General features: G+C 45.1%; 18 protein-coding genes and 1 pseudogene. 11 read left to right on the plus strand and 8 right to left on the minus strand.

All coding sequences use genetic code 11. The annotated features are described in order from the left end of the window. Positions 1 to 684: 684 nt before the first annotated feature. Genes cyoA through cyoE form a run of 5 tightly spaced genes read left to right on the plus strand, consistent with a single transcriptional unit; the run spans position 685 to position 5,473 of the window. Positions 685 to 1,581 carry a ubiquinol oxidase subunit II gene (gene cyoA / locus AB4351_RS10550; protein WP_080544732.1) on the plus strand — a complete coding sequence of 299 codons (897 nt, stop codon included), beginning with the start codon at positions 685 to 687 and terminating at the stop codon, positions 1,579 to 1,581. Between the two features lie 5 nt (positions 1,582 to 1,586). Then, positions 1,587 to 3,674 (plus strand): cytochrome o ubiquinol oxidase subunit I, encoded by a 2,088-nt coding sequence (cyoB, locus tag AB4351_RS10555; protein ID WP_108112117.1) that lies wholly within the window; start codon positions 1,587 to 1,589, stop codon positions 3,672 to 3,674. Next, positions 3,664 to 4,281: a cytochrome o ubiquinol oxidase subunit III gene (cyoC, locus tag AB4351_RS10560; RefSeq protein WP_010439790.1), complete on the plus strand. Its 618-nt coding sequence runs from the start codon at positions 3,664 to 3,666 to the stop codon at positions 4,279 to 4,281. The genes cyoB and cyoC overlap by 11 nt, the downstream gene beginning before the upstream one ends. After that, positions 4,281 to 4,592 (plus strand): cytochrome o ubiquinol oxidase subunit IV, encoded by a 312-nt coding sequence (cyoD, locus tag AB4351_RS10565; protein WP_017066633.1) that lies wholly within the window; start codon positions 4,281 to 4,283, stop codon positions 4,590 to 4,592. The genes cyoC and cyoD overlap by 1 nt, the downstream gene beginning before the upstream one ends. Continuing rightward, a complete protein-coding gene (cyoE, locus tag AB4351_RS10570; protein ID WP_372125921.1) occupies positions 4,553 to 5,473 on the plus strand; it encodes a heme o synthase in 921 nt (306 codons plus the stop codon). The genes cyoD and cyoE overlap by 40 nt, the downstream gene beginning before the upstream one ends. A 77-nt stretch (positions 5,474 to 5,550) precedes the next feature. Here cyoE and AB4351_RS10575 read toward each other — a convergent pair whose 3' ends face one another. The 4 genes from AB4351_RS10575 to AB4351_RS10590 form a co-directional block, all read right to left on the minus strand. Further along, positions 5,551 to 6,039, minus strand: coding sequence for a hypothetical protein (locus AB4351_RS10575; RefSeq protein WP_017060200.1), 489 nt, complete (start codon positions 6,037 to 6,039; stop codon positions 5,551 to 5,553). Between the two features lie 155 nt (positions 6,040 to 6,194). Continuing rightward, the gene (locus AB4351_RS10580) at positions 6,195 to 8,171 is read right to left on the minus strand and encodes an alkyl sulfatase dimerization domain-containing protein (protein WP_372125924.1); all 1,977 of its coding nucleotides are present in this window, start codon (positions 8,169 to 8,171) and stop codon (positions 6,195 to 6,197) included. 310 nt (positions 8,172 to 8,481) lie between these two features. Next, the gene (locus AB4351_RS10585; RefSeq protein WP_372073120.1) at positions 8,482 to 9,471 is read right to left on the minus strand and encodes an efflux RND transporter periplasmic adaptor subunit; all 990 of its coding nucleotides are present in this window, start codon (positions 9,469 to 9,471) and stop codon (positions 8,482 to 8,484) included. Further along, the gene (locus AB4351_RS10590) at positions 9,471 to 10,082 is read right to left on the minus strand and encodes a hypothetical protein (protein WP_017070446.1); all 612 of its coding nucleotides are present in this window, start codon (positions 10,080 to 10,082) and stop codon (positions 9,471 to 9,473) included. Before AB4351_RS10590 ends, AB4351_RS10585 begins: the two co-directional genes overlap by 1 nt. Positions 10,083 to 10,855: 773 nt before the next feature. On the opposite strand from AB4351_RS10590, the gene AB4351_RS10595 reads away from it, so the two are divergent. From AB4351_RS10595 to AB4351_RS10615, 5 genes and pseudogenes are all read left to right on the plus strand, one after another. Beyond that, positions 10,856 to 11,791 carry a LysR family transcriptional regulator gene (locus tag AB4351_RS10595; protein ID WP_372125926.1) on the plus strand — a complete coding sequence of 312 codons (936 nt, stop codon included), beginning with the start codon at positions 10,856 to 10,858 and terminating at the stop codon, positions 11,789 to 11,791. A gap of 203 nt (positions 11,792 to 11,994) precedes the next feature. Beyond that, on the plus strand, positions 11,995 to 12,372 hold the full coding sequence (gene gloA / locus AB4351_RS10600; protein WP_017066787.1) for a lactoylglutathione lyase: 378 nt from the start codon (positions 11,995 to 11,997) through the stop codon (positions 12,370 to 12,372). 14 nt (positions 12,373 to 12,386) lie between these two features. Then, positions 12,387 to 13,484: an alkene reductase gene (locus AB4351_RS10605; protein ID WP_017065285.1), complete on the plus strand. Its 1,098-nt coding sequence runs from the start codon at positions 12,387 to 12,389 to the stop codon at positions 13,482 to 13,484. Positions 13,485 to 13,593: 109 nt separating this feature from the next. Then, positions 13,594 to 14,460 (plus strand): DMT family transporter, encoded by an 867-nt coding sequence (locus AB4351_RS10610; RefSeq protein ID WP_372125929.1) that lies wholly within the window; start codon positions 13,594 to 13,596, stop codon positions 14,458 to 14,460. Positions 14,461 to 14,502: 42 nt separating this feature from the next. Then, positions 14,503 to 14,619: pseudogene (locus AB4351_RS10615) on the plus strand (cytochrome c); the annotation flags it as partial. Positions 14,620 to 14,749: 130 nt separating this feature from the next. Here the strand turns inward: AB4351_RS10615 and AB4351_RS10620 are convergent. After that, a complete protein-coding gene (locus AB4351_RS10620) occupies positions 14,750 to 15,244 on the minus strand; it encodes a peptidylprolyl isomerase (protein WP_017060208.1) in 495 nt (164 codons plus the stop codon). Between the two features lie 123 nt (positions 15,245 to 15,367). Continuing rightward, the gene (locus tag AB4351_RS10625) at positions 15,368 to 15,976 is read right to left on the minus strand and encodes a TetR/AcrR family transcriptional regulator (RefSeq protein ID WP_372125932.1); all 609 of its coding nucleotides are present in this window, start codon (positions 15,974 to 15,976) and stop codon (positions 15,368 to 15,370) included. Between the two features lie 167 nt (positions 15,977 to 16,143). On the opposite strand from AB4351_RS10625, the gene AB4351_RS10630 reads away from it, so the two are divergent. Beyond that, positions 16,144 to 17,130: a glycosyl transferase family protein gene (locus AB4351_RS10630; RefSeq protein ID WP_081324522.1), complete on the plus strand. Its 987-nt coding sequence runs from the start codon at positions 16,144 to 16,146 to the stop codon at positions 17,128 to 17,130. A gap of 97 nt (positions 17,131 to 17,227) precedes the next feature. On the opposite strand, the gene AB4351_RS10635 is transcribed toward AB4351_RS10630, so the two are convergent. Both AB4351_RS10635 and AB4351_RS10640 read right to left on the minus strand, forming a co-directional pair. Next, positions 17,228 to 17,524 carry a hypothetical protein gene (locus AB4351_RS10635; protein ID WP_029235295.1) on the minus strand — a complete coding sequence of 99 codons (297 nt, stop codon included), beginning with the start codon at positions 17,522 to 17,524 and terminating at the stop codon, positions 17,228 to 17,230. Positions 17,525 to 17,691: 167 nt separating this feature from the next. Next, positions 17,692 to 17,925, minus strand: coding sequence for a hypothetical protein (locus AB4351_RS10640; protein ID WP_017060212.1), 234 nt, complete (start codon positions 17,923 to 17,925; stop codon positions 17,692 to 17,694). Positions 17,926 to 18,057: the final 132 nt, after the last annotated feature.

The raw sequence follows: 18,057 nt of genomic DNA on the forward strand, positions 1-18,057 counted from the left end.
CTGGCTCGATTATGGTGTTGTTATTCTCGATAAATTCACCCCAATTCCTACCATTTTGTTGTGCTTTTTACCGCTATTACGCCCTCAATTAGTCAAATTATCCTTTCTGTTAGTCATAATATTCTTTCAATTCGTCACAGTAGTACATCGATGAATGCTTGGTTATCTTGCTGGTGAATGAGTGGGTATTTTGAATAATCTAACCAGTGAATACCTTGTAAATGGTATGTGAATTCACAATCTTGATGGGCGTCACACTTCTATTTATTCGCTCTTTCTAATGTACCTTGAACTTGCCCTGAGCAGTGGTGACGCGCGAGTGTTTATCTACTTTTTCTAAATCCCTTGTCAGTACTGCTCCATCTGTGTAGCACGCTATTGATGTGTGTCTTAATCGCTTACTGCTTCTTAGTTTTCGTCTTCATAAATGGAAGGTTAGTTTCCAAGTTTGTTTGGTGAGCTTTCAAATTCAACTCTTCATAATGCGCCAAATGTAACAATGTATTTCAAAGTGTAACAATTAAGTCATGTTTTCTGTGTGGTTTTAACCCGGCAGTAACGGGCTTTATTGCATTGCTTTTTGAGATGTGGCGTTTCACATGCTCAACACATAAATATTCTAATGATCATGACAACCAGTACTTAGGCGTTCGTTCTGAGGCTGGATAACCATCGAGAAAGTTAATGGAAGCTTCAAGATATAAACGCATTTTATCGAGGACAAATCTGTCGAGGATTGGTTTGGTGGGAACCGTCCTGATGCTCGAAGGATGTAACTCCGCATTGCTCGACCCAAAAGGTAGCGTTGGCGTTCAGGAAAAGGAGCTGATTATTACGGCTCTGTTGCTGATGCTGATTGTCGTCATCCCCGTGATCCTGATGACCATCTACTTTGCCTATAGATACCGCGAAAGTAATACCACAGAAGAGTATGCACCTGACTGGGCGCACTCAACCAAGATCGAAGTGGTGGTATGGACGATTCCAATCATCATCATCGCGATTCTAGCCACCATCACTTGGCGAACAACACACGAATTAGAGCCATCAAAGCCTCTGGTGAGTGACGTTAAGCCTATGGTGATCGAAGTGGTCTCTCTGGACTGGAAGTGGCTGTTCATCTATCCGGAGCAAAACATTGCGACGGTTAACTATGTTGCGTTCCCGAAAGATGTACCGGTGACGTTTAAGCTAACTTCAGACAACATCATGAACGCATTCTTTATCCCGCGTCTTGGTTCGCAGATCTACGCGATGCCGGGAATGGTGACCAAGTTGAATTTGATTGCAAACCACGAAGGTGACTTCAAAGGCTTTGCATCGAACTACAGTGGGAAAGGGTTCTCTCAGATGAAATTCACCGCATCGGCCATGCCTGATCAAGTGGCGTTTTTAAACTGGGTGGAGAAAGTGAAAGCAAGTCCTGATCGTATTGAAGATTGGGAGCAGTTCCGTTCATTGGCCGCGCCAAGTGTGGCTGAGCCTGTGACGCTGTTTTCTAGTATCCCACCATTTTTATTCACTGATGTCGTGACCCAGCACCCTGGTTCAATGAACTGTCTGCCGGAAACCCAAGGATAATCGTCATGTTTGGAAGATTAACTCTAGACTCAATTCCCTACCACGAACCCATTATTTTGATCACCTTAACCATGATCGCTTTAGTAGGTAGTTTAGTGGTGTATGCGGTAACAAAAGCCGGTAAGTGGCAATACCTATGGAATGAATGGTTTACGTCTGTAGACCACAAAAAACTAGGCTTCATGTACATTGCGGTCGCGATGGTGATGTTAGTTCGTGGCTTCGCCGATGCGGTCATGATGCGTAGCCAGCAATTGCTTTCTGCAGCTGGTGAAACTGGCTATTTACCGCCACATCACTACGACCAAATCTTCACGGCTCACGGCGTGATCATGATTTTCTTCGTCGCGATGCCACTGGTTATCGGTTTGATGAACATCATCGTACCGCTGCAAATTGGCGCTCGTGATGTTGCATTCCCATATCTGAATAACTTGAGCTTCTGGCTGTTTGTGGTGGGTATTATCCTAACCAACATGTCGCTTGGCTTGGGTGAGTTTGGCCGTACGGGTTGGTTGGCGTATCCGCCGTTGTCTGGCATTGAGGCGAGCCCGGGAGTAGGTGTCGATTATTGGATATGGGCACTGCAAATATCCGGTGTGGGTACCACACTAACGGGTGTGAACTTCTTTGCGACCATTTTGCGCATGCGTACTCCGTCTATGCCAATGATGAAGATGCCAGTGTTCACATGGGCATCTCTGTGTGCCAACATCCTGATCATCATCTCTTTCCCGATCCTAACTGTGACCATTGCGTTACTGACTTTGGATAGATACATCGGCACGCACTTCTTCACCAATGACCTTGGTGGCAACGTGATGATGTATGTGAACCTGATTTGGGCATGGGGACACCCTGAGGTGTACATCCTAATCTTGCCTATTTTCGGAGTGTTCTCTGAAGTTACTGCGACTTTCTCACGTAAAAAACTGTTTGGTTATACCTCACTGGTATGGGCGACGGTGGCTATCACTATTTTAGCGTTTGTGGTTTGGCTGCATCACTTCTTCACCATGGGTTCAGGCGCCAATGTGAATGCCTTCTTCGGCATCGCTACCATGATTATCTCTATCCCAACCGGGGTTAAGATCTTCAACTGGTTATTCACCATGTACAAAGGACGTATCCGCTTCACCACACCAATGATGTGGACGGTCGGTTTCCTTATCACCTTCACCGTTGGTGGTATGACGGGCGTATTGATGGCGGTTCCGGGCGCAGATTTCATTCTGCATAACTCTGTATTCCTGATTGCTCACTTCCACAACGTGATCATCGGTGGCGTCGTCTTCGGTTGTTTTGCTGCGATTGGTTACTGGTTCCCGAAAGCGACCGGCTTCACTCTGAACGAGCTTTGGGGAAAACGCGCATTCTATTGCTGGATCATCGGTTTCTTGATGGCGTTCTTGCCGCTTTACGCTCTTGGTTTTATGGGCATGACGCGTCGTTTGAGCCAAGACATTAACCCTGAGTTTTTCCCTCTACTGGCGGTTGCGGCTGCAGGTACGGGCGTGATTGCGATGGGTGTGGTGTGTCAGTTTGTTCAGATTTACGTGAGTGTTCGTGACCGCGACCAAAACCGAGATCTAACCGGTGACCCGTGGGGCGGACGTACCTTCGAATGGGCAACATCGTCACCACCACCGTTCTACAACTTTGCAAAACTGCCTAAGGGCGATGAGATCGATTCGTTCTGGTATCAAAAGCAAAGTGGTGAGTTTGATCCAACTCAGGAAGAAGAATACGAACGTATTCACATGCCGAAGAACACACCGACAGGCATTTATGTGTCTGCATGGGCGTTGGCATTTGGCTTCGCAATGATCTGGTACATCTGGTGGCTAGCGGCTGCAAGCTTAGTAGGCATCGTGGTGACGTGTATTCAACACAGCTACAACGACGATGTGGACTACTACGTGGAAGTTGAAGAGATCAAAGCGATTGAAGCGGCTCGACGTGCGCAGCTTGAAGAAGCAAAGAAACAGTCAGTGAAAGGCGACAACTCTGGTCGTGGTAACAGCGCTGACGGTGATGCTGATAGTGATAACAACGACAATAAAGATGACTTGGAGACGACGTATGCAAGCTAATACTCCGTCACACACTTATGATCTTGCACACTCGCATGATCATCACCACGAAGCTGCGGGGAATAAGTTGTTTGGCTTCTGGGTTTACTTGATGAGTGACTGTGTCCTGTTTGCCACGCTTTTCGCGACGTATGCCGTGCTTGAGAGTGGGTCTATCGCAGGGCCAACAGGTAAAGACATCTTTGAACTGCCGTTCGTGTTTGTCGAAACCATGATGCTGCTGTTCAGTAGTATCACCTTCGGTTTTGGCATGATTGCGATGAAGCGCAAAGACGTGACCGGACTGAAGCGCTGGATCAAAGTGACTTTCGTATTGGGCTTAGCCTTTATCTGTATGGAAGTGTATGAGTTCCACCACTTGATTGCAGAAGGTTATGGTCCTCAAGAGAGTGCGTTCCTTTCAGCGTTCTTTACCTTGGTTGGTACACACGGTTTGCACGTAACGTTCGGTCTTATCTGGATGGCGGTGGCGTATCACCAACTTTCAACCAAAGGCTTGAACGACAACATGTCGATGCGTTTCCAGTGCTTAAGTTTGTTCTGGCATTTCCTTGATATCGTTTGGATTTGTGTATTTACCATCGTGTACTTAATGGGGGTGATGTAATGGAACAGCATCTAGACAGCGGTGCAACGGATTACGTGAAAGGCTTTATTGCTTCACTAATTCTCACCATTATTCCGTTCTACATTGTGTGGGCACATGCGCTACCAAGTACGGAAACTTACGTGATCTTGTTCGGCTGTGCGCTGGTGCAAATCTTTGTCCACTTTAAGTACTTCTTGCACATGGAAGCGAAATCTCCCGATGGGCGTTGGAACTTGGTGTCATTGATGTTTACCGCCATTGTTGTATTGATTCTTATCGCTGGCTCGGTATGGATCATCTACAACATGAACGTCAACATGAAGTTGTAGGCCAAGGTATGCTGAAAAAATATTTGTCTATTACCAAACCGGGCATCATTTTCGGCAACCTGATTTCTGTTGCGGCGGGGTTCTTCCTCGCTGCAAAAACAGAACCAGCCAGTGCGATGTTGTTACTGATGACTTTAGCGGGTGTAGGGCTTGTGATTGCATCAGGTTGCGTGGTGAACAACATCTTTGATCGAGATATCGACCAGAAAATGAAACGTACCCAGAACCGTGAATTGGTTCAGGGCAATATCAACACAGACGTCGCATTTATCTATGCGTTAGTTATGTTGCTGGCAGGCACGGCGCTGCTGTTTCAATTTGTTAATCCGATGTCTGCGGTTGTGGTGTTGCTTGGCTATGTGTTTTACGTCTTTTTCTACACCATGTGGTACAAGCGTAATTCGGTTTACGGCACCTTAGTTGGCAGTATCTCTGGCGCGGTTCCTCCATTGGTTGGCTACCTTGGCGTGACTAACTACCTGAGCTTAGAAGCCGTTCTATTGTTCATCATGTTCTGTTTATGGCAAATGCCACACTCGTACGCGATCGCGATGTTCCGCATTCAAGACTACCGCGATGCAGGTATACCTGTGTTACCGGTGAAAGAGGGCGTCGACAAAGCACATCAGCACATGAAAGCCTATGTAGTAGCGTTTGGCGCAGTTGCTCTGGCGTTGTTCTTACTCGGAGAGGCGGGTTATGAATACCTAGCGGTGTCGGCGGCCGTTTGCTTTATGTGGACCAAAGTGACATTCCGCAAGGTCGATTGCCTCAACTACATTCAGTGGTCAAAGACCGTTTTCAAGGTCTCTCTGCTGGTGGTGATGGGCATCAGTGGCGTACTAGGGCTCGAACTGATTCCGCTGCCTACGCTTTTTTGATTTAAGTTTGTCGTTGAACCCTCAATGTTCTGAAGTCCGAGGGTTTGACGACTTTTTATCTGTCCCGCTTTAAGCTATTACCCTTCAAAAATATCACTAAGCCAATCTTCAAGCTGCTCTCGTTTGTCTTGAGGGCCATTGATTACCACTAATCCATTCAGTGTCGCTTGATCCCAAGAGATCGTTCCGTTCGCTAATGCATCGAACACGTCGAGCTCTGTAATAAGCAATAAATCGTTCTCTGTCGGCAAAGTGTCTCTTCCTGAAATGTTCACGCCTTTTTCAATGCTGATTTGGCTGTAGTGACCTTTAATCGCTTCAAATAAGTTGAATTCAATCTTACTCGGATGCGCCTTTGCGAGTGCTGACTTTATCGAAAACAGTTTGAAATGATCCGGTTTATCTAGGTTTCCGAACTCGTCATCTTGCCTTGCTGTGATGACATTGCCAAATACCTCCAGTGAACCGGGCTCTGTCACTAAACTAAATCCGGTTTCTTGGTGTAATCCGCAAGCTAATACCAGAGAAGAACTGAGTGAAAGCAAAAGAACAAAACGTTTTAGCATGTGTGAACCTTAAAAGAAGCAGGGCAGTTTCCTTACTCCAACAATAGACCTAGATCGTTGAGTTAAGGTTGCGAACTGTACCAATAAATAAACGATAAAGGGACCACAATGGGTCCCTAAGTTATCGACTCGCCATCCTTAGCAGCCTTTGATTATTAGCGAACGATGAGCATGATCTCTTCTGGAGTCATTGGCTTATCGAAGTAGCTCATGAATTGACCGAAGCCTTTGATGTCGCCATTCGAGAACTTGAATGCACCAGACTGTAGGTTGGTACCAATCACTTGTTGAGCGTTTGGACCTGCAATCAAGATTTGGTTCAATACTGCACGAGTGGTGTCGATTTGAACGTCTGCGCCTTTCACTGCTTCTTCGTGTAACTGAGCAATACCGTTGCGAATTTCGATAGTGAATGCTTCGTTCGTATCAGAGAAGTTGTACGTTAGCATCATGTTCACGTCTAACGAGTTTTCTGCGATAAGCGTTGAAGTCATCATGTCGAAGATCTGCTTGCTTGGTAGTGCAGTAAGAACGTCAACAGAAGCGAAGCTGATCATGTTAGAGAAGTCACGTTTGTTCTCTAGTTCAGCCGCCGCGTTGAGCGCCCAGTTACGCCAGTTGATGTTCACTTGGTCTGCAGCCCATGCTTTGTAAGCTTGTGCTTTCATCTCACGAGCTTCCATATCTTGCTTGTTTACCGTGATTGGGTAAGAAAGAATTTCTGCTGCAAATGTGTAGTTCTCAGCCTTAATTGCTGCTTGTGCAGTAGTAAGGATGTTGTCACGACCGCCCATGATCTCTACGAATGCTTTAGCGCGTTGCTCGTAAGCCATTGGCTCTAGCTGCCATGGATCCGCTTCGAAGAAACCGTTGTAACCTACGTAAATCTGACGCACGGCGTGTGCAACAGTACCGTAGTGTTCACCTAACCAAGGGTGTTCTGCAAGGTGCTTAGGAAGTTTAACTACTTCAACTAGCTCGTCTGGCGTCATACCTTTGTTCATGTAACGGATAGTTTGATCATGAGTGTATTGAATCGCATCACGGTAAGCCGTTAGTACGTCAGCTACTGCTTCTTTACCTTCAACAGGACGACCGTGAGAGTTAATCATGATCTCAGTGTCGAACTTACGCATTACGTCGATGCCCTTGAACCACATTGATGGGTCACGGAATTTAGTACCACGGATGGTGTGAAGGTTAGGGAAGTTCTCACCTTGAAGTACTTCAGACGCGTGCAGGATTTTCTGGTCTGGGAAGTAAACCACTAACTCATCTTTAGTTTCAGATGGCACGTTCTCGATGTGCATTTTCACGCCAGAAATTTCGATTTCGATGTGGCTTTGGCTTGGTACAAGCAGGTTTGGTTCGATGAACGAGATAGCACCTTGCATGAAGCGTGGACCAAGGCCGTCGTTTACTGTGCCGTGCTCGCCTTCTTCTACGTGCTTAGCACCTGTGTAAGAAGTACGGTGACCAAATAGAGTACCTAGGTTTGAAGACCAGTTAGCCACTGCAGCGGTTAGGCCTTCTTCAGCGATGATTTTTACTTCACCTGATGCCACTTCTTCGTCAGTCACCCACGCACGCACACCAGAGATGTGGTCGATGTGGTTGTGAGAATAAATGATTGCTTTAACCGGCTTGTCGGTGATTTGACGGAACTGTTCTTTAACCGATTGAGCCATTTCTACCGACTCGCCTGGATCAACAATGATGATGCCGTCCGTACCTTCAATCATGACGGGTGTATCTAGACCGAAACCGTAACCAAGATATACGTTGTCATCTACTTTGATGATTGCTTGGTCCATTTTACGACCATGCTTGGTGAGGATTGGGTGAACATGGTCAGACTCAGCAGTGTAAGCTAGAGAATCGCCTGTTTTAGAAACAACTTGAATACGTTCGCCTTTTCCCCAGAACATGTTTGATTTGTGTTCGAATAGAACCTCGCTCTTGTAGCGAGCATCAAGATCAATGTTTTGGTATTGCGCAGCATTTGCCGTCTGAAGTTCTTGGCCGACTTTCGATGTCGCTTCTACAGTTGGCGTTGCAGATGCAAAACCAGAAGCAAGTAGAGTGCTCGCAATAGCAACAGGAAGCGCCATTTTTTTGAATGTATTAGTCATGGTAGTGACCTTATATTTGGATACAGGAATTGGATTTCTTGAGCCAAATGATAGAGGTGGGGGAGGTCGCTATCTACGCGCTAATAATATTTCAATCTATCGTTTTTTCGATGATTTGTTTGATAAATGATTGTATTGGCGATTAATTTTGATCTAAATCAATTAGTAAATGAGCTTGCAACAGATACAAAAATGCCCTGAAATTCAGGGCATTTGTTTTACAATTAGTCGCTAGTTCATGAGTGGCTGTGATACGAGTGAATAACAGCCAAATCATTGAATATTTAATTGCTTATCAAGAGCTAATCGTTTACCAAGCACCTAAGTATGACTTGTAAGATTGTAGGCGAACCGTTGCTGCACCGATTACATCGATGAAGCCCCAGAACGGATGTGGCTTCTCAGCTGAGATCCAAGCCGCGCCAGTTGAACCAATAGGGATGTTGTAACCTTCTGGTTCAATGATCTCAAGTACGATAGTACGACCTAAACCATTGCCGTTTCTTACCACGTGTTGACCGACGCTTTGTGGCCCCTGAAGTGGAGAAATACTCGACTCACCGGTACCGGCATTAAAGCTGTGTACTTTTGCTCGGAACACGTGGCCTGGGTATGCATCAACGAAGAACTCAGCGAAGTCTCCTACTTGAACATAGCCATAAGTTTGGTCTGAAATACGCATCTCAAGAAACTTTTTGCTGGTGTTGTAGAGGTGCATATTACCCATTACAGAACCTTCAGCAATGTTCACTATCGATACCTGACCGTCAAACTCAGCTTTAATGGTTTTCTTCTCTTGCGCCCAATTTACTTTTTGTAGATCGGCTTTTAGCGACACAAGTTCAGCGTGCAGTACTCGAAGATCTGAGTCGTACTTTTCTACGTCACGCATATTGAAGATTTCAGGTGACGTTTCAGCACGCTCTAAATCGCGAACCATCTGCTTGATTTGTTCTTCTTTCTGAACAATTGAAGATTCGATCTTGGCTTTATCTGCGGCAGAATTGATGTCGACGAGAGTGTAGATTATGTCGCCTTCTTTAACCATTTGGTTGTGCTCAACAAGCACTTGGTCGATCTGCTGACCAAAGATAGGTGACATCACCGCGTGTGGTGCTTTGACTGTGGTTGAGTTGGTTAAATCAACGGGTGCCCACAAGCGAGAGATAACCGCTAATACCGCAAGAATCGTTACGCCGCCAATGGCAGCCCATGTGTAGTTCTTGAAGTTCTTCTTAAGTGCGCCTGTCGCAAACAGTGACCATACAATTAGGATGTATGGAATCATCATCTCTTTCATTATGCGACCTCTTTTTCTGTAGCGGATGGTGTTGTTGGAGTCTTTTCTTCTGAAGCCTGTTCTTTTGAAGATTGCTCTACTGAAGACGGCTCTGTTACCGGTTGTTCAGGTGATACGTGGACTGCGGCTGTCTCTGTATTGGTCGTGTCTTGTTTAGGCTGTACACCACGGCGAATTACATCACTCAGTGATTGACCAATATGTTTCCAGTTCGCCAATGCGATAACCAAAGCGATAACCCAGAATGTTTTGCTGATGAAGAGTCCGCAAAGTGACAGTGCAAACACGATTTGAACGTGAGCGCTTTTGTGCTCTTTTGCTTTATGCACACCCAGTTCATGCAACTGCCACATGCCGTAAACACCGGCTAATACCACAGCAATGGTCACTGAGAACAAGTAACCAGAGAAGGACTCCATCTGGAAGAAGTTCATCATCATTTCATTGGGGTGATTGTTGAATTGAGACATGTCGATGTCTTTAGAATGGATTGTGCCTAATGGTGCAAGAGCCCATGCTCCAGCAAACATCACTGCCATAAACAGGCAGAATTTAATCAAGACCATCACAACGGCCCAGATTTTCTGGAAAACGATTTTAATAAAGTTCATATCTCAACCTAAATAAGGAGAGAGAAAGTGCAGCCTTGGTACAAGACTTTTAGAAGACATCTGAAAGAGGTGTTGAACTCACGTAACCGTATAGACCTACTGAGTCAAAAGTACTAGATGACAATTAAAAATCGCTTTGACCACGTAGACAACGCATTCTCGCGAATAGAGTGTTAAAAACACCTGGCGAAATCATTCTTAAGTAACGTCTACCATTGATAGGTTCGTTTGCTGCATTGGGTTTTAAGGCCGTCTTCCGTGATGTGTGCAACACCATCATCTACACATTTTTAGGTTTTCTGTTTAGGTTAAGAATTGATTTGTTGGCGAAATAATAGGAAGTGTAACTGGTGCTATCTACGCATTATTGCGATATTGAATTATCGTAATTACGATGAATTGAGTGGTTGCTTAAACGTGAGGTGGGTTTATTTGAACAGGCTCAAACTCGGCTTATAAAATATGTCTATTTAATTAGCCTGGATCATAGAAGTGGCTATAAAAGTATCAATAAGGCAGGACGGAACTATTGAATACTCCGACCAGTCTAGGGTGAGTTTGGGTGGATTAAGCGTTACTGGCACAGCGAAGAGATTTAGATTCCAATCTGGCGAATGTGGCAGCTATTCGAAAGAGTGAGTTGTTCTGACATTTTTGCTCTTTACCATATGATGCTTCCTTCTCAGTTTTGTTTTCTCAATGAGCATCCGTTGTTTCATTCTATCGCTTTTACGATAAGATAATTAAATCTATCGCCAAATGAGCACTGAATCATGAGTAATGACATTCCGAATTTTAACTTATTGGCTGTGTTTTCAGCGGTGATGGAGCAGGGCAGTTTGAGTAAGGCTGCCGATCATTTGAATACCAATCAATCGACCATCAGCACTGCGCTCGGCCGACTGAAAAATGAAATTGGCCAAGAGTTGTTTGTGCGCAGTGGGCGAGGGGTTGTGCCTACTGCTTACTCGCAAAGCTTGTATGAGCAAATCAAAGCGCCAATACACGAGCTCAACGGCGTGTTTCAAGGTATGGCTGGGTTTGATGAAGCGAGTACAGAGCGCAGGTTTGTGGCTTCGGTTCCCGAACATTTAAAGTGGATGTTGCTCGATCGATTTTCTCAGTTATCTAACCAAGGCTTATCTCTTGAGGTGTATGACCAACCAGATAGTGATGATCAAGTCCATGAGGATCTATTAACTCAGAAGTTTGATTTGATGATCGACATTGTGTTGCCTGAGCATTCAAGCATGATGAGCGAAAAGCTCTACGACAGTGAGTTTGTGATTGTTTGCCGAAATGGGCACCCTAGGATCAAAGGTGAGATCACCGAGGCGCAATATCTCAGTGAGCAACATGCGGTTTTAGCCAGAACACGTCGCCAAGTAAGAAGTTTGAATCACTACACTTCGTTAGACTTATCCTCGCGTAAAATTGTAATTCACGGCAGCTCTATGGCCAGTAACCTAATGCTGTGTAGCCAGACTGATTACATCACTGTTGTGCCGCTTTCTATGGCGAACCAGTATCAGGAACGTCTTGGGTTACAGTTGTTCAAACCGCCTTTCGATTATCAGCCTATCTCTCATTACCTCATTTGGTTGAAAAAACAGAACACCGATCCGGCACATAAGTGGTTGAGAGAGCAGATCATCAATACGACTAATGACATGTCTAAATCACTAAACAGTTGGCGCTCCGCTTTCTGATCGTCGCCCTATCTTTTGTTTGCCAAATATCTTCTTAACAAATCACTTGTATTAAGTGATTTATAATAAAAAATTATCACAATGAGAATTTATGATAATTTCATTTATTTGCTGTCAGCTCGTATATTAACCCTAACAAAGAAGTGGGTAACCTCCACTCACGATTATATCGGCTCAGGTTGCTGGGCTAAAAAGGGCGAAATATGAAATTCCTACACACAATGATCCGAGTTACTGATTTAGACAAGTCTATCGAGTTCTACACCAAGGTATTGGGAATGAAGGAACTTGAACGCCACGAAAACAAAGAGTACCGCTACACATTGGTTTTTGTTGGCTATGAGCAAGGCGGCACGACTATCGAGCTAACGTACAACTGGGATACGAATGAGTACGAGATGGGCAGCGCGTTTGGTCATCTGGCATTGGGTGTAGAAGATATTTACGCAGCATGTGACAAAATCAAATCGCTAGGTGGCAACGTCACTCGCGAAGCGGGTCCAGTGAAAGGCGGCTCAACTCATATCGCTTTTATTACTGACCCAGACGGCTACCAAATCGAACTGATTCAACTAGGTTAATCGAGGATATAACAATGACAAACGCACTATTTCAACCAATTCAACTTGGTAATATCGAGCTTAAAAACCGTATTGTTATGCCACCGATGACGCGTTCTCGCGCAACGCAACCTGGTAATTCAGCAAACGATATGATGGCGGCTTACTACGCTCAGCGTGCTTCTGCAGGTTTGATTATTGCTGAAGGCACACAAATTTCACCTATGGGTCAAGGCTATGCTTGGACTCCGGGTATCTATTCTGATGAGCAGATCGCTGGTTGGAAAAAAGTGACTGATGCCGTACATGAAAAAGAGGGCGTTATCTTCGCTCAACTTTGGCATGTAGGCCGTGTAACACACCCAGACAACATTGGTGGTGAACAGCCAATCTCGTCTTCTGCACTTAAAGCACAAAACGTAAAGGTATTCATCGATAACGGTACTGATGAACCGGGCTTTGTTGATGTGGTTGAACCTCGTGAAATGACGAAACAAGACATCAAAGAGGTGGTTGAACAGTATCGCCAAGCGGCTTTGAATGCGGTTGAAGCAGGCTTTGATGGTATCGAACTTCACGCAGCGAATGGTTACTTAATCAACCAATTCATCGATTCTGAAGCAAACAACCGCACTGACGAATACGGTGGTTCAATTGAAAACCGTTTACGTTTCCTAGGCGAAGTGGTTGAAGCTATGGTTGAAGCGATTGGTGCTGACCGTGTTGGTGTCCGCCTTGCTCCGTTCACATCGTTGAATGGTACGGTTGACGCTACACCAGTAGAGACTTACACAGCGGCGGCAGCACTACTTAACCTATACAAAATTGTTTACCTACACATTGCAGAAGTTGATTGGGACGATGCACCTGAAACGCCAAAAGCATTTAAAGCAGCAGTTCGTGAAGCCTACGAGGGTGTCCTTATTTATGCGGGTAAATACGATAGCGAGCGTGGCGAAAAAGCCGTTGCTGAAGGCGTAACTGACATGGTTGGTTTTGGTCGTCCATTCGTTGCGAACCCAGATTTACCAGCTCGTATTCAAAATGGTTACCCACTTGCAGCGCACGATCCAAACACATTGTTCGGTGGTGCTGAAAAAGGTTTAACGGATTACCCAGAATACGCAGGCTAAAAACAGCTGCCTGAAGCAGAGTATTGAGATAGTATCTCGATCCTGTTGAATGTTTATAAAAAGCAACCTTGCAGAGTCGGGTTGCTTTTTTGTTATTGGACTAAGTAAAATGATGAACGTGAAAGCGATGCGCGGAGAGCTTTACCTTCTATTTGCCACCCTGCTAGCTGGGGTTGGATGGATTGCATCTAAGCTGGTGGTATTGGAAATGCCGGGACCAGTGTTCATTGGTGTGCGTTTTTTAGTGGCGAGTCTTATTCTTCTGCCGTTTTGTATTCATCATATTCGTAAGCTTTCGTTTAAACAGATCTTGTCTCTTTGCGGCGTGGGTTTGTTGCTGTCTGCCTCACTGCAAGTCTGGGTGTATGCAGTGTCGGTGACCGAGACCTTGTCTGAAGGGGCATTCATCATGAGCTTAGCCATGATCATTGCCCCCTTTGTGTCTTGGATTTTGTTTCGAGTTAAACCTAATCGTGCGTTTTGGATGTCTTTCCCTATCGCGATTATCGGCATGCTGTTGCTGACTTTGGGTAACGGCTGGCATGTTGAGCAGAGTCAGATTTATTTCTTACTAGCATCGATGTTGTTGTCTGTTCACTTTGTGATGAACAAGCGTGTGATTACCAATATCAAGCCTATCGCATCAATCTGTGTGCAACTGTTTGTGGTGGGTGTGAGTGGTTTAGCCTTTGCTTCTATGACAGCTCAGCCGGAGTTCGAAATCACCAAAACCTTAGTCTTCTGGTTTATTGTCTCTGCGGTGATCGCAACGTCTATTCGTTACTTGCTACAAACGGTCGGTCAGCACTCCGTGAACATGGAAGTGGCGGCATTGATCATGATTCTTGAGCCTGTGTGGACGCTGCTGTTAAGTGTGAGTGTGCTTGGCGAAAGTGTAGAGATGCAGAAGCTGCTCGGTGGGGTGGTGATCATTGCTTCACTATTTTGCTATATCAAATGGTCGAGACGAAAATAAAACACTCGGCGCAAGGCCGAGTGTGGGTTGTTCTTCAAGTGCTTTTCTGAGCTTTATCAGGCGAGTGTTGAACAAGACTTGTCGAGTGCAGAGCAAGGGTTAAATTCTGCGAATAAGACGTGCAAAGGGTGTCACCGTACTTATCGTTCTCGCTGGTAACTATTCTAACAACGAGCTTTAAATACAGGTGGTAAAGTCGAACCCTTACCACCATAGTCCTATCGCACAGCCTTCTTTTCTTTATGCCATCAATTCGAATGCACTAGGGGCGGGAAAGGACGTGAATGAATTAGTCGCGAATAGTGACTTTTGTAATCACAATATCTTCGCAAGGCACATCTTCGTGTCCCCAGCGAATGGTTGTTGGTGCTTTCGCAATTTTGTTTACCACATCCATACCTGCTGAAACCTTACCGAATACCGCGTAACCCCAGCCAGCATTGGTTGTTGAGGTGTGATCTAGGAAATCGTTGTCATCAAGGTTGATGAAGAACTGCGCCGTTGCAGAATGTGGTGCATCAGTCCGAGCCATTGCCACAGAACCAATCACATTCTTCAAACCACGGTTTGCTTCGTTGACGATTGGGGCGCGAGTTGGTTTTTCTGTCATGTCGATAGTGTGACCACCACCTTGAATCATGAAACCTTCAATAACACGGTGAAATGTCGTGCCTTCGTAGAAACCGTCTTGGCAGTATTTAAGGAAGTTTTTCGACGTTACTGGCGCTTTTTCAAGGTTCAGTTCAATCTCGATATCGCCAAAGTTGGTGGTGAAAGTAATCATAGGGCTACCTAAAGTTGAAGTTTTACTGAGTCGTAATGACGAAAGTGGGTTGCAGTATAGGGAAAATAACAGCGGATACCAGTGATGGTTTTATTGTGGTTGAATTCTCGTCAACCACCAAAATCACGCCTGATATTGTTTAAGGAACATCTCGACACTTGAAGTAATGAGCACTTGCTTGTGTGCAGCATCCGGTGACGGCACATGACCAATGATTTGCGGCCAAAACGCAAAAGACTTAAGCAGACCAATGAACTGCGTGGAGGCGAATTGTGGGTCTAGTTCTACTAAACGACCGTCTGCCAACGCGGCTTTAATCCAGGTTGTAAGTCCACTTTCTGCTTGGGAATATTTTTCCATCGCTTGATGCGCCAGTTCTGCGTTATGGAAATACTCTGAGAACAAAACGCGTGACAGGTCGATGAAGCCTTCAGACTCAAGTAACTCAAGCTCTTGATTGGCTATCGACGAAAGCTGTTCTTCAAGTGGCAGTTCTGCTTGATAAGGGAATTGCGTCGCGGCCAGAGTTTTGCTCCAAATGCTGTCTAGAATCTCATCTAAAAGCAGCTCTTTGCTGGCAAAGTGATTGTATACGGTGCGCTTTGATACTTCTGCGCGACTCGATATTTTATCCATGCTGGTGGCCTTGTAGCCATGCTCAGTAAACTCTGCGATAGCAGCGGCAACGATCGATTCACGTTTTCTTTGGCTCAGCGTTTTTTTTACAGTCATCGGGATACTAGTCAATATGTCGCGGTTAGCATTGCATACGCTAATTTTACACCAGTAAGTTTACTTTTAGAACACCAATCCGCGTAATGGTAATTCGGTCGATAGCAACTGAATCGCTTTGCAATGCACTGTGGGTATCATAGAATCGAAAGTGTATTCGAATTTTATTGATATCAACGGAAGAGAATAAACAATCAATGAGTAGTATTTTAGAGTGTATTCGTACAGTTGGACGAGGAGAAAGAGGGCGTAAGCCTTTATCGTTCGAACAAGCCTACCGCATCATGGATGAGTATTTAAGCGGAGAAGTCGGTGACGACCAAATGGCTATGCTACTGATGTTGATTCGTGTGCAGAATGAAACCAATGAAGAGATCGCTGGCTTTGTAAAAGCGTTTCAATCTCGAGTGCCAGATTTAGGCGCTGATATTGATTGGCCGTGTTATGCAGGTAAGCGTAACGATAACGCCAGTGGCAAGCCTTGGAACTTGTTGGCGGCAAAAATCTTAGCTGACAATGGCTATAAAGTGTTAATGCATGGCTATATGGATAAGCCGAGCGGTAGGACGCACGTTGAAAGCCATTTGCAAGATGTCGGTGTGCAAAGTGCTGAGAGCCCTGAACATGCTAAGTCGATTCTTGAACAAGACGGCATTGCTTATTTACCGCTAGCTAACTTTGCGCCCGAAGCACAAACCATGATTGGTTGGAAACACCGCTACGGTTTGAGAACACCAATTAACACGGTAGTTCGAGCATTGAATCCTGGTGGTGGCCGTTTAGGTCTGCGTGGCAGTTTCCATCCTGGCTTTCCACAACTTCATGCGGAAGTTGAGCATGTTATCGGAAATAAATCCCACTCGGTGATTTCATTCAAAGGGATGAACGGTGAGTCGGAATATAATCCTAAAGTTAGCCAAACGGTATGGATGAGCTCTCCTGACAAAGTCGAATCGTTCTACTGGGAAGAGATGATGAACCTAGAGCTGCCACTTCCTAGTCAATGTGTACTTGGCACATCGGCTGAAGATATGGCGCTAATGGCGAATACCGTTGTCGACAGCATGACAGCCATTCTCTTTGCAGAAACGCACGATAAAACTGAGGCATACCAGAAAGCGGTGCGCCTGTGGCATGAGTATTGTGCGCGTTAGATGGTGGTTTGTAATCAATGAGAGAAGGTCAGCGAGCGCTGGCCTTTTTATACTTGATTTCTAGCAAGGGCTTTTCGTGAACGCCCAAACAATAAAGCTACTTCACTCGCATCAAGCGATGCATTTTGTCTTCGAACTGAATCTCAATCACCTGTGAGATTTTCATCTTATCAACACGATCAAGCATTCTCGCTTGGTAATCACGTTTTTTCATCCACTCTAGCGGTTCTTTAAAGCCATCTTCATTAATCACAAACGACTGATCGGTAATAGAGTCTTCAAAGATATGAACCACCCAAATGCGTGATTGGAAATCCAATAACTCACTAAAGTAGCTTTTTAACTTAGATAAGGAATTCGTTAGATACGTTTTAGGTGGGGTTTGGGAAGACATAGTAAACCGTATTTGGACAATGAAAATCGGCAAGGGCGCCGTCTGATCATTATAGCCTTTACCCGTTAGGCTTGTCAGGTCGAATTCGGCAGCCATTCACGGCTATTGCGCTTGCTAATGCTACTATGGCTGCCAGTTAGAGATTAACCAAATCAGTGTCGGATTCACTATTTAACGAATAGGCCGAAGTCGATCTCTTGTTCTCTTTGATATTTCACCAGCTTCACTTTTAGGTCGTGTTTTGCTGCTAAATCAATGGCTAAGCATGACATGCGTTTTATCTCATCAACGCAGCTTGATATCAGCGGTTTTTCTTGATTATCGATAGTGGCGATGAGTGTGTTTTCTGTGCCGTCGTTACCTGCGTAAATATACGCGTACATGTTGTTGTCGTGTTGCATAAACTTCCTAAAACGGGATTTCTAATTATTAGTGAGGTGAAGATTACAGGGTTTATTTACGCAGGCTAGCTCGGCTAAGTAAGGTTAAGCAAGGGAAAGTAAGGCTTTGTAAGTAATGCCGATCAGTTAAAG

The organism is Vibrio sp. 10N.261.51.F11 (assembly GCF_041471665.1).
GTDB classification, from domain to species: Bacteria; Pseudomonadota; Gammaproteobacteria; order Enterobacterales; family Vibrionaceae; genus Vibrio; species Vibrio crassostreae_C.